Raw genomic sequence first — 12,555 nt, 5'->3', positions numbered from 1 at the left:
ACTAGTAATTGCAACGGCATATAGCGGAAGGACGGTTGGCACTCCCTGGAAAGGGGGTGTATATATGGTGACATACGAAGCAATAAATATGATGTTCCAATTTGGAATATTTCTCGCAGCGATAGCAACAACCATCGTAGCGATCATTGCTCTATCCACCAATAGAAAAAAGTAACCACCCTCCGCTAACTCACCAGTAAGCAGGGTAGTTACTCTTCATAAAATTACTCATTACCGGCCAACCGCTCTTCATGCGGTTTGTCCGTTGCAATGACTGGATGTTCACTGCATCCGGTCTTTTTTTATCCTATGTACAGTTTACCATAGTTATACGCAAGCTACACGAATAATGAACGCAGGCGAGACGAAGGATTAACGAAAGAGCAGCGTATAAGTTCTATCATGAAAGTTGCATGGTAGCGTGCGAAACGCCGTATGGATGATGATCTGTCAGATTGATAGAAATTATGTATACTGAATAGAAAGTACGCAGAATAGACAGGTGAGCATGATGCAGGAAAAGAAGAGGATTTTAATCATAGAAGATGATCCGGAGATCAATAAGCTGCTGCGGATCATGTTGACGGATAAGACGGTTGAGACTGTGCAGGCCTATTCAGGGACAGAAGGGCTGCTGCAGTTGCAGATGGACAGATTCGATCTGATTTTGTTGGATTTGATGCTGCCGGGAAAGAGCGGCGAGGAGCTGATCGGGGAGATTCGCCAGCAGAACGCCATTCCTATCATCGTCATTTCAGCGAAGACGGATGTGAATCATAAAGTGAGTGTCCTGAAAATGGGCGCAGATGACTATATTACGAAGCCGTTCCATCAGCAGGAAGTTGCTGCGAGGGTGGACGTGCAGTTGAGAAAAGTGGGACAGTCATCACGACAGCCTGTGGAACTCGTATGGCAGGATCTGCAGCTGCATACCGAGAAGAGGTCCGTTTGTCTGTCGGGTCATATGCTTCAAATGACGAATGCGGAATTTGATATTCTGCTTGTATTAATGCGTCAGCCAGAGCGCGCCTTTTCGAAAAGGGAGATTTATGAAAGCATTTGGAAAGATACGTACTATGGCGATGACAACACAATCAGCGTACATATGTCGAACTTGCGCCGGAAAATGGCCGAACACACTTCCAGGGACTATATAAAAACCGTTTGGGGCGTCGGCTTTATGTTAGTGTAAAGCATCTTTATGAATTCTTTATGATTGGCTTACAGGATATTAAAGGAGGCTGCGTTACCATATAGGTACCAACTACTTTTGAAAAGGGGTTAGTCATATGGAGACAGTCATTCGAACAGCACAGCTGACGAAAAGCTTCAAAGGGACGAATGTTATCAAACCGTTCGACTTCACGTTGTATAAGGGAGAGATATGTGCATTGATCGGCCAGAACGGAGCCGGGAAATCGACAGTTTTTAAAATGCTGTCAGGACAGCTGATTCCGTCGTCGGGTGAAATCCAGTTATTCGGGGGTATCGGACGGCACAATGTGGAGGCAAGGCGGCGCATGGGCTTCCTAATTGAGACGCCAGCTTTCTTTCCCGACTTCACAGCCGAGCAGAATTTGAAATACTATGCCCTTCAGCGGGGAATTGTGGAAAAGAACCGGATTGCTGAGGTGTTGGCAATCGTCAATTTGGCGGATGAGAAGAGGAAGCGGTTCAAGGCATATTCGATGGGGATGAAGCAACGATTAGGCCTCGCCCTTTGTCTGCTTGCCAATCCGGATTGCTTAGTGCTGGATGAGCCGATCAATGGACTGGACGCGGAAGGGATTCGAGAAATGCGCAACTTGCTGATCAGGCTGAATGAAGAGAAGCAGATCACGATATTTATCTCAAGTCATATTCTCACCGAACTGCATTTATTGGCCAAGCGGTTTGTGTTTCTGAAAGACGGCGTAGTCGTAGAAGATATTTCGAAAGAGGCACTGCAGGAGAAAAGCCGGAAACAGCTGATCGTGTCGGTGGAAGATGCGGCAAAAGCTGTACGTCTGTTGGAACAGAACTATCCTTCGGTTTCCTATCAGGTATTGCCGGATCAAGTGATCACCATCGATGGTCACATTGAGGACGGTGGGGAGATCAACCGCTTGTTTACGATGAACGGCGTGACCGTAAGGGAATTCCGCGCGGAAGCTCGAAACTTGGAAGAATACTTCTTAGAATTGGTCGGAGGTGCAGCGGTATGATCAATTATTTGAAAAGTGAACAGTATAGGCTGTTGCGGAGAAAATCATTGCATGTGACGAGTCTTGTCTGCCTTCTGCTCATTGCTGCGGCTGGAGCGGTGCTCGCTTATTTTGGTAAGATTGAGCCTTCCTTCCCTTACGCTACGACCATTTTTTATTATTCGAATGTGCTTGGAGGTGGAGGGCTCATTATTTTGGTAGCGTTCATCGTCAATATCAGCTTAACCGGAAAAGATACGGCGGTGCTGAAGAACGCGGTTTCGTTCGGGATTGAGAGGAAGACAGTGTACTGGTCCAAGCTGATTCTCACATTAGTCTATTTCCTGGTCCTTTGCATCATCGGGCTAAGTCTCTTGATCGGTATTGGAGAAACATTCCTGCCAACGGAAAGCGGATCCGTCAGCAATTTGATGGTGGCGGTGGCAAATATGACACCAATTATTCTTGGCGCGTTTCTGTTAATTCATTCGCTGAAGTTATTACAAATAGGCGATGTGTATATTTTAGTCATTTTGCTCGGCATATACGGCTTTGCCGGAAACCTTCTATGGGTGTTGGCGAAGAAGTTCCCTTTCTTTAAAAAGTTGTATGAGTATGCGCCTGATACACTCATGAGCCGGAATCTGATGGAATTCATGGACAAGACGGCGCATATCGGTTTCCCGTATTTTCTAACCGGCGGACTGCTGGGCGCAGCGGCGATCGTCATCGGGATTTTGCAGTTCTCAAAGAAACCAATTGACTGAAGGAGGATGAAAAAATATGAGCAGCTGGCTGATCATTGTGATTTTAACAGGGCTCCTGCTCATCCTATTTGCATCCTATCTGTTTCTGCTGTACGACATCCGCATGATGACGAAACAGCTTGAAGGGATTGTCGGGAACTTCGGGACGAATGAAATCGTACGGACGAGCACGCATCACCGAGCGTTGTCGAAATTCGCCGCCACCATCAACAAACTCATTTCCGTGTTCAAACAAGACCAGCGGCGGGGAGTTGCACGAGAGCTGAATTTAAAACAAGAGATCACGAACATTTCGCATGACTTCCGTACACCTTTGACATCGATGAAAGGATTTTCGGAACTGCTGTCGGATTCGACATTGAAGGAAAGTGAAAAGCAGGAATACTTGGCTGTTGTCCAGAAGAAAATCGATCATTTGATTGACATCGTGGATCTGTTTTATGAACTGTCGCAGTTGAATTCATCCGATCAGAACATGTCGATCGAGAAAGTGGATTTACATCAAACTGTCATCGATGTCCTCCTTTCGTTCTATGATGAGTTTGAAAAGAAGCAATTAGAAGTTCGTTTCGAGGAAAGCGGGCGTCTGCCAATAGTGGCGGATCAGAAGGCTGTGAGCCGAATTGTCGCCAATATCATCCAAAATGCACTCGCTTATAGTAAAAGCCTGGTGACAATCCAACTCACGGAAGAAGGGGCCTTTACTCGCCTGCAAGTGACAAATGATTTTGCGTCCATGGATGCTGCACAGGTGGAACGGATTTTCGACCGGACGTTCAGGATGGATAGCAGCCGATCAGACGGGCAGCTCGGACTTGGTTTGCATATCGTCCGTCAGCTCATCGGGAATTTAGGAGGGCAGGCGGTAGCTGAAGTGGATGGCGATACATTCACCTTAGCCGTTTCATTCAAGAGATGGGGAGCGTAGATGACAGCGGAACTCTATGTTGTGAATTGATAGATTTCTATATGAAAGTGCCAAGTACTTGAATTCAATCTTGTTCAGTACTTGGCACTTTTTAATTTTACAACCGGTTATGCCTTAACAAGAAGACCCCTTACACAAGTTTCTTAAACGGATGAAAGAACAGTCGAACAAACAGTACAATAAAAATACACATCGAAATGAAAAACAAGATGCGTATCGGAAACCATTCCGCCCATAGGCCGGCGATGAAGAGCCCTAACGGAAGGGTTAACTTCATAAGCATGGATGATGTCCCCGCGACTCTTCCAAGCAGATGATTCGGTGTGAATTCCTGACGAATTGTGAAGTAGACGATATTGGATAATGTCGTTGAGAACGTCCGTATCGCAAGGGAGATGCCGATTGTCCACCATGTTTGTGCGAATAGTAGCAGACACATGGAAAGGATGTCAAAGACTAGCGAGTATGTATAAATGACGCCGCGGCCGAAACGCTTACGGATTCTGCTAATGAGACTGGCGCCGATAAGCCCACCGACTGCAGAAATCGTAAACATGAAACCGACTTGCTTGGAATCGGCACCGATCTGATCGGTTGCGAAGAAGATGAGTACGCCAATGACGAGACTGGATGCGAAATTGCTGAAAAGTACCGCGATAGTTGGCGTTAATAGAATTTTATTGTTAAACAGCTCGACAATCCCTTCCTTCATCTCCTTCCAGATGGAATGTGACGTATCCTCCCGTTTCGCAGTTGGCGGGACATTCAAAAATTGCATAAATACATACATGATCAGCAAACAGATAAGGTAAATCGTTAACGTCGACGTGTAGGAAAATACGGCGATCAGTACACCCGCAACTCCCGGACCAATCATCCGAATCAGCGTATCAATGAACGACAGCTTGGCATTGGCCGAAGTCAATTGGTCCTTTGAAACGATTTGGGGAAGTACGGAGTGATTCGCATTGCCGAATGTATACCCTGCGGAGGATAAGATGAAGCCGAGGATGTAGAGATGCCATAGCTCAATATGATTTGTCAGGAGCAACATGACAATGCCAAACATTGAAATTACTTGAATGAAACTTGTCCACACCATCATGGTTTTTCGATTTAATCGATCGACCAACGCCCCTGCAAGCATTCCTAAAAAGATATTCGGAAAGAATTCAATCGCTCGCATCATGCTCATTGCCAATGCGGATTTACTTAGATCGTAAATGAGCAATGGAATCGCAATGCTATACATTTGCATGCCGAAACTCGAAATAGTGGAGCTCCCCCATAACAGCAAGAAGTTCCGATTTTTAACTAGTGAAAGCTCTGAAGCGACTGCCTTCATTTTCATCCCTCCAATTGTTTTCCTGCATAGAAGAAGTGTAGAATAAGAATAGGTGAAGTAAAAGTGTTCGTTATTTATTTTGCAGTTCACCTTTTCGTACTTTAGATAACTGAAGGAGGATGGCTCGTGAAGTATGTGGATCATCTACTTGAATTAACGAAGCATTTTACAGAAGGAATGGAAGAGGAAACCACAGTCGCCTCTCTTGCAGGTATTTTGAATTGTTCGGAAAGGCATGTGAAAACCGTTGTGAGCGTGTTGCATAGCGAAGGAGCTATCAAGTGGATGACGCAAAAGGGAAGGGGGAAGAAACCGAAGATCACCCTCCAGTTGACGCGTGATGAAATTTTATTGAACCAGATTAAAGAGAAGGTACGAGCTGGACGATATGAGGATGCATTTTCACTTGTGGAGTCGATGGAAGAACGAGGGAAAAAGAACTTTCAACAATGGTTCGCCCAAAGTTTAGGGCTCGCACAACAAACGGAAAGCAATCAGGATTTGGATATTTTACGCTATCCGTTTTATGAAACAAGATTGGTCATGGATCCTATGAAGATTATCTCCCGTCACGATGGCCATATGGTGCAGCAGTTATTTGATCGACTCGTCGAATATGAAGCTGCTACGAATGAGTTAAAGCCAAGTATTGCGCATCATTGGGAGACGAAAGACGGGAAGCACTGGACGTTTTATCTTCACAAAGGAATCACTTTCCATCATGGAAGGGAGTGTACGTCCTCAGATGTGCGGGAGACGTTTGAAAGATTGATGGTTGAAACAACGCTTTTTGCGAATATCGAAAAGGTTGATACGAAGAGTCGATCCATTGTTCATTTCATGTTAAAAGAAGTGGATTTTTTATTCCCACGGATGTTGGCAGGAGGAAAGGCTTCTATTGTACCGATGGAGATTGTACGTCGCGATCCTGAGAAGTTTAAAACGTTCCCTGTCGGCAGTGGCCCTTTTCGAATGACGCAGAATGATGAAAATAGCATACGACTGGAAGTGAATCATTCGTATTTTTCAGCGAGACCATGGCTGGACGAAATACATATTATAAAAACGCCTTCTCATTTTGAAGAGGAAGCAATTCATCCATTTGTCTTACAAGCGCCTGATGCTACGTGGAAACAAGTGAAGCGAATGGAGGATGGAGCAAGTTTTATAATGTTTAACTGTTTGAAAGAGGGTCCGCTTCAGCAAGAAGCCTTGCGTGAGGCGATTTACACGAGACTTCAACCGGCGAACATTCGAAACGAAGGGTTGGATAATGAAGTTGCGGCGGTGAGCTTTCTATCGAGCCGTTCTCAAAACGTTAGGTTGAATAAAATCAGTGGGAAAGTCCGTTATGATGGCCCCCCTCTACAAATTGTCGCACAGCAAATTCGACCGGGCGCTAATCACAAGAAGGCGGCAAAGCATTTGCAAATGGAACTGTTTAACATGGGGATTGAATCGACAGTCGATGTTGTAGATAGTAAACAAATCGTTAACGATGAAAGCATGGCGACCTATGACCTGTTTGTAGGAGGCATTGCATTAGGGGAAGACCGTTTACTATCCCTCCTTACTGCACTGCAGTCTAACGAACTCATCATCTATCCGTGTTTGAACGAGCACATGAAGAGTTATGTAGATGAGAAAATTAGAGAAATCAGAAGTGCTTCAGTGGAATCTATGCGGTGGGAACTCTATTTTGAAATCGAAGCGTTTTTGAAGTCGACGTATGCGATTTTCTATTGCAATCACCGTTTCCATACGGTCTATGAGCCGAAAGAAAACCCTTATGCGAACATTGAACTGGATAGCAACGGAAGAGTGGACTATCGGAAAGTTTGGAGGAAATAAGTATTGGATTCAATGATGCATGTGTACTGTTTTTTTAGTGAAAGGTACCTATTTCACGTTGAATTCAGACAATACACTCCAATGACATAAAGATAAAATTGAAATGTTGAGACATTTGGATTTCTGAAATATTCTTGTATTCATATCCAAACTGGCTGAATTTACATGAATGTTTCTGGCACAGCTACCTTTACAAAGAACCTGGTACGCTCTCTTCTCCATTGTAAATAATTTGATAGAGTTCCTTGTACAGCCGCGGGGAAATTCATTATACTGATTGAATAGCGAAAAGGTTAGGGAGGAGTCTTGCTATATGAAGAAAACGTTGAATACAATGGCCGCGTGGCTGAAGATGCCAGTGACGTTCGAACCGTCCATTTTTGATTTTGATCATGCGGAAGAGGACGAAGTGTTTTACATAAAAGAAGAGGGAGCGGAGGAGCCGTTCGCAGTTTGCTCGGTGGATGACGCTGGCCGGCTGAAGAGATTCGACTATATTGATGCCGAAGAGTATGGCGGATCAGGTGATTTAAAGGCAGAGGATATTCCGCCAGTTGCGGAAGCATTCATACAAATGTTTCATCCGGATGAGCTGAAGACGTACCGGTTGCAGTCGGTGATCGACTTGGAAGGGCTCTATTTGATCCAATACGGGATAAAAGAAGAACGATACAATCTTGATTTGCCGGGCATTGGCTTTTCGTTGACGATTACAGCGGGCGGACGGATCATGCAGTTCTCTTTTGAGGAGGGGCCAGCAAACATCGTCTATCCGGAGCAGTTAATAGCAGAGGAAGAAGCGGAGGCCGCATATATTGCATGCACCGACTTTGAACTCGAATTCCATAAGACCGATACAGAGCTGTTCCGCAATGGCGATAATACATACCGTCTCGTCTGGTCATTGAAGGAAGCGGCCGTTGATATCCCGGCATCTGGTGAAAAAGCGGACACTGTTGCGGAAGGGAATGTATATGAACCATTTCCTCCGCATACTTCAGAGGGCAACAGTTTCCTTCAAATGGTTGGTGTGACAGATGAGCATGTGAAGATTGGGGAGCGCTTGGACGAGGGACTCCGTGTCGAAAAGTGGCAACATGATTCATTGCCGGCTCCGGTATCCGTCGATTATGAAACAGCCTATGAATCGGGGATGATTACAATCCATTATGACAGTTCAGAGCGGCCGGTTTTCGTCTATAACGGCGAGGCGTGGGCAGGCAATGAGGAGAATCTAGACGAGGAGATATTGCAGCAACGCGCATTGAATTATCTCTTCGGTCTGTTTCCTGACGCTGAGAAACGGTTTAAGCTCGAGCAAGTTGAGCAGGAGGATGAATGGGAAGAGCTGCAGAATGTTGTAGATGAACTAATTGATGAGTTTGATGAGCTGAATGAGGAAGCTGATGAGTATGTGGATGGGTATTGGACGGATGACGAAGTAGACGCTGATGACTGGCTCGATGAAGTGAAAGAGTGGCTCGATGATGAAGAGGAAGTCGAGGGTGAAGAGGCGAAAGAATTTTATTTCCAGTATCATGTGAACGGTGTGCCAGTCGATAGTATCAAAGTGGCAGTCCAGGTCGGCATCTATTCTGGACGCATTGTCTCCGCATCGATGGAAATGACAGAGGAATTCCCGCCTGCAGACGTGTCCACTGTGCCTGTACTAACGAAAGCAGAGGCGGCAGAACGGATGAAGCGACAGCTGAAGATGGAATTGGCGTGGTCAATGGAGTTCGATGAAGAAGGCGAAACGTTTTACCGGTTGACGTATGTACCATCGTTCCCGTTAACGTTCGGTCATGTGCGCATGATTGACGCGGTGGACGGCACTGCGTATTACATGGATGTCGGTGGTTCAATATTCTTTTGAATTAAATCCTGAATAATGGTGGAAGATGGGCTGTTACTGAACGCTGCAGTTCCTATTTAATTATCTAGTGTTCATTCATATTAAGCGGAAAAAGAACCAGGCACCCGTTCAATTTAGAATTGAATGGATGCCTGGTATTTTTGTAGCAATTGAATTTGATTGATTAAGCTTTCACTTTAGCGATTTCTTCTGCAACTGCAATTGTAAGTTCTTCAGCAGTTTTAGGAACAAAGCTTTTCAAAATAGCGTTAACCATTGGTCCCATCGCACCACCAGCGGAAATGTCTAACGAACCGACCATTTTCGTCGAGTTATCGTCTATTTTTTCAGCTTTGAAAAAGCCGCCACCTTTAAAGTTATCTGATGTACCTGTCAATTTGAATGTGACAAGCGTTGGCTCTCCCCATTCCGTAATATCAACTTTCAATTTAACAGTCTTTTTCATGAAACCAAGGTCACCTTTAAACTCCCAAGTTGACTCGTTTTCATTAATTAAATCGTGTGTGATATAACCTGGTACAAGTGGCGCCCAGTTGTTAATTGAACTTACGAAATCCCATACTTCTTCAATTGGTACATTAATTTGTGTTTCATGAACTCCTGCTGGCATGTTAAAAATCTCCTTTGTTGTTAAATAATTAGTTGATGTCGCGTTTTTCAGCTGTTGCAACAGCTTTACCTGCTAAGTAACCCCATGTCATACCTGGTCCAATTGTCGCTCCAGCGCCTGGATAAACAGGTCCTAAAATAGACATTGCTGCGTTACCTGCTGCGTAAAGTCCTTCGATTTTCTTGTCGCGTACGTTAATGACTTGCGCGTTTTTATCGACACGTGGTCCACCTGCTGTACCGAGTGTTCCGTAGTAAATCGGAATCGCGTAGAATGGTCCTTTTTCGATTGTTCCAAGGTTAAGTTCTGGTTTACCGCCACCTTGACCCATTCCTTCGAAATAAGTCGTTCCACGATGGAAATCAAGATCTTCACCTTGTGCAACATACCCATTAAACTTCTCAACCGTTTGTGCAAGACCTTTTGCATCCACACCAATTTTACCAGCTAGTTCTTCTAAACTATCTGATTGGTTCATCCATTCAGGTGCATCTTCGCCTGCAGCAATCGTTACAACTAACTCGTTATCTTTCAATTGGCTATCAAAGACGATCCATGTATTTTCCTCGTTCGGATACGTTTGTGTTGCTTCATCATACAAGTGGAACTTACGTGGCATATCTTTATATGCTGTTCCTTCATTGACGAAACGCTTACCTAAACTGTTAACAATAATTCCGTGTTTTAATGAACGCGGGCTATTGATTAAGTTAAATACGCGACCTTCATATTCGATGGAAGGGTCTTGTGTTGCAGGATACCACCATGCATCACTCATGTTCGCAAGTTTTGCTCCTGCTTCCATCGCCATGATTAACCCGTCACCTTCGTTGTAAGGAGGGGAAAGATGGTGTTTTGGTTGACCAGGTAAGAACGATTTTACTAACTCCTCGTTCCATTCAAAGCCACCGCTTGCAATAACAACCCCTTGACGTGTACCAATTTTGATTTCTTGGCCGTTATGTAGTGCGAGAATCCCTATAACTGCGCCGTCATCATTTTGGAATAGCTTGTAGCCAGGTGTTTCTGTACGCACTTCAATGCCACGGTCGATTATGCCTTTCATGAGTGAACCGATGAGCGCACGTCCCATCGTTGTAATGTTCTTTTCCATTCGTTCTGCCATAACGGTATAATCGATTTCGTTTTTGTTCGCGCCACCTTCAGCTAGTGTTAATGGTGGGAAAATCGGGTTACGACGAATTTTATGTTCCCATTCACCTAACTCTTGTAAGTGAAATGGTTTAGGGTCCAATGAACGGCCTTCCACAATTCCGCCAGGTAGATTTGCGTAATAGTCACCGTAAGCAGGTGGAATCGCAAATTGTACAGGCGTGTTGTCATGTAAATACTTAATCATGTTGCGTCCTTCTTCTATGAATACATCTACTAACGAAGGATCTGGCTCTTTCCCGTGTCCTAAACGCTGAATATACTTGTAAGCGTTTTCTTTTGAATCTTCAATTCCTGCTTCTTCCATGTAGTGGTTGTTTGGAATCCAAGGAACTCCCCCTGACATTGCAGTTGTACCGCCTACCTCAGAAGACTTTTCTAGTACTAACACCTTTGCGCCGTTATCATGTGCAAGTGTCGCAGCAGTTAAAGCAGCTCCTCCTGTACCAAGAACAACGACATCAACGATTTCATCCCAATTACTGTTTTGATTCGTCATATTATCTATTCTCTCCTTTCTGTTTCGAAAAAAGTATCTATAAAAATATAGGTGGAAAATCATGTGGATTTTAAACTATCACCTTGATAGTCATACTATCAAAGAATAAAATAATTGTCAATTTGGAAGATTGTTAAGGCGAGTTTAAATAGTACATCATGTGAAACTCCAGTTTCTTTCCCGTATAATGGACATAATGAATTTAAAAGAAGGATGCGACATAATGAAACCAATGGACCGCTATGAACTGGAACTCAAAAAAAATAGGGAAAATCGAATTGTCACTGTTTTAGATGCAGCAGAAGTGTTATTTGCAAAAAAAGGCATCGAAAAAACAACGATGCAAGAAATAGCAGATGCGGCTAACTTAGGTGTGGCGACGATCTTTCGGCTGTTTCCAAAAAAAGAACAAATTGCTGTTGGAATTGCAACGAGAAGACTCGAAAAATTCCTTGAGCTTTTCCAAAACATTCATAGCATGGAGATAACGAGTATTGAAAAAATCGAAGCGTTAATGGATCATTTTCTAGAAGAATTTGCAGAAGGAAATGATTTCAAAATGATTGAGGACTTTGAGATTTATTCAATGCTCCTGTCTGAACCAATTGAAGATACCGAACAATACAAAGTAATTTACCGAGAAATTTCTCATATTTATGCCGAAATTATCAAAACCGCGATGAAAGATGGATCGATTCGAACAGACATCGATATTGAGCAGTCATTAATCACATTGATTAACGCTTTTGTCACGTTCGCAAAAAAACTTTCGATCCAAAAAAATATCGGCTTCATTCAACTTGATGTAGCACCAGAAAAACAGTTAATACTGCTTAAAAAAGTTATACTTGATTATTTAATGAGTGGGATGAAGTGAATAAATACGAATGGAAAAGTTAAAAATCACCTGTATAAGAGACCGTTCAAAACTACGGGAATTGGTTAGTGTACAGATGATTTTATAGTCATATTTTTATAGCGAACTTCTTTGCTTGAGACCTTTGAGTTCGTCCCCTAGAATGAATCGAAAACGCTAAATTTAAAGACCTTTGCGTAGTTCATCTGAATACGCAAAGGTCTTCTTTCGTTAACTAGTCTTTATTTAGTTTGATTCGATAGGAAAGACAGGTTGAAACAATAGCTGAACAATAAAATGGCGTTGAGGAAAACGAAAGGAATGGTTCGTCTGCTTCTTGCTGTAATGAGTAATTCATGTTTTACATAGTGCTAGTTCATTAAAACTTTTCCTTTTTCGTATGTTTCGTATGTATAGTACCATTCATTCCGGATTTCTGAATATTAAACGGAAAATGCTACCAATAA

Annotated in this window: 11 protein-coding genes; 8 read left to right on the top strand and 3 right to left on the bottom strand. The window is 43.6% G+C overall.

The annotated features are described in order from the left end of the window. Positions 1 to 64: 64 nt before the first annotated feature. From QWT69_RS17265 to QWT69_RS13770, 5 genes are all read left to right on the top strand, one after another. Positions 65 to 175, top strand: coding sequence for a putative holin-like toxin (locus QWT69_RS17265; RefSeq protein ID WP_348539038.1), 111 nt, complete (start codon positions 65 to 67; stop codon positions 173 to 175). A 336-nt stretch (positions 176 to 511) separates the two neighbouring features. Further along, positions 512 to 1,192 (top strand): response regulator transcription factor, encoded by a 681-nt coding sequence (locus QWT69_RS13785; protein WP_317971113.1) that lies wholly within the window; start codon positions 512 to 514, stop codon positions 1,190 to 1,192. A 97-nt stretch (positions 1,193 to 1,289) separates the two neighbouring features. Further along, positions 1,290 to 2,204: an ABC transporter ATP-binding protein gene (locus QWT69_RS13780; RefSeq protein ID WP_317966542.1), complete on the top strand. Its 915-nt coding sequence runs from the start codon at positions 1,290 to 1,292 to the stop codon at positions 2,202 to 2,204. Continuing rightward, entirely contained in the window at positions 2,201 to 2,950 is a 750-nt protein-coding gene (locus QWT69_RS13775) for an ABC transporter permease (RefSeq protein WP_317966540.1), read from the top strand. Before QWT69_RS13780 ends, QWT69_RS13775 begins: the two co-directional genes overlap by 4 nt. 16 nt (positions 2,951 to 2,966) lie before the next feature. Then, positions 2,967 to 3,878, top strand: coding sequence for a sensor histidine kinase (locus tag QWT69_RS13770; RefSeq protein ID WP_317966538.1), 912 nt, complete (start codon positions 2,967 to 2,969; stop codon positions 3,876 to 3,878). Positions 3,879 to 4,008: 130 nt separating this feature from the next. Here the strand turns inward: QWT69_RS13770 and QWT69_RS13765 are convergent, their stop codons facing one another. Further along, positions 4,009 to 5,223, bottom strand: a complete 1,215-nt coding sequence (locus QWT69_RS13765) for an MFS transporter (protein WP_317966535.1) — start codon at positions 5,221 to 5,223, stop codon at positions 4,009 to 4,011. A 126-nt stretch (positions 5,224 to 5,349) separates the two neighbouring features. Between QWT69_RS13765 and QWT69_RS13760 the strand changes: the two genes are divergently transcribed. Both QWT69_RS13760 and QWT69_RS13755 read left to right on the top strand, forming a co-directional pair. Further along, the gene (locus QWT69_RS13760) at positions 5,350 to 7,074 is read left to right on the top strand and encodes an ABC transporter substrate-binding protein (protein ID WP_317966533.1); all 1,725 of its coding nucleotides are present in this window, start codon (positions 5,350 to 5,352) and stop codon (positions 7,072 to 7,074) included. A 313-nt stretch (positions 7,075 to 7,387) separates the two neighbouring features. Next, entirely contained in the window at positions 7,388 to 8,950 is a 1,563-nt protein-coding gene (locus tag QWT69_RS13755) for a YcdB/YcdC domain-containing protein (RefSeq protein WP_317966531.1), read from the top strand. Positions 8,951 to 9,113: 163 nt separating this feature from the next. Here QWT69_RS13755 and QWT69_RS13750 read toward each other — a convergent pair whose 3' ends face one another. Both QWT69_RS13750 and QWT69_RS13745 read right to left on the bottom strand, forming a co-directional pair. Beyond that, positions 9,114 to 9,560 carry an SRPBCC family protein gene (locus QWT69_RS13750; RefSeq protein ID WP_317966529.1) on the bottom strand — a complete coding sequence of 149 codons (447 nt, stop codon included), beginning with the start codon at positions 9,558 to 9,560 and terminating at the stop codon, positions 9,114 to 9,116. A gap of 28 nt (positions 9,561 to 9,588) precedes the next feature. Beyond that, positions 9,589 to 11,232: an FAD-binding protein gene (locus QWT69_RS13745; protein ID WP_317966527.1), complete on the bottom strand. Its 1,644-nt coding sequence runs from the start codon at positions 11,230 to 11,232 to the stop codon at positions 9,589 to 9,591. A 223-nt stretch (positions 11,233 to 11,455) separates the two neighbouring features. Between QWT69_RS13745 and QWT69_RS13740 the strand changes: the two genes are divergently transcribed. Beyond that, positions 11,456 to 12,109, top strand: a complete 654-nt coding sequence (locus tag QWT69_RS13740; protein ID WP_317966525.1) for a TetR/AcrR family transcriptional regulator — start codon at positions 11,456 to 11,458, stop codon at positions 12,107 to 12,109. Positions 12,110 to 12,555: the final 446 nt, after the last annotated feature.

Origin of the sequence: Sporosarcina oncorhynchi, assembly GCF_033304615.1 — a bacterium.
GTDB lineage: Bacteria > Bacillota > Bacilli > Bacillales_A > Planococcaceae > Sporosarcina > Sporosarcina oncorhynchi.
Note: the sequence above shows the minus strand (reverse complement) of the source record. Positions and strands in the feature narration are given on the sequence as shown.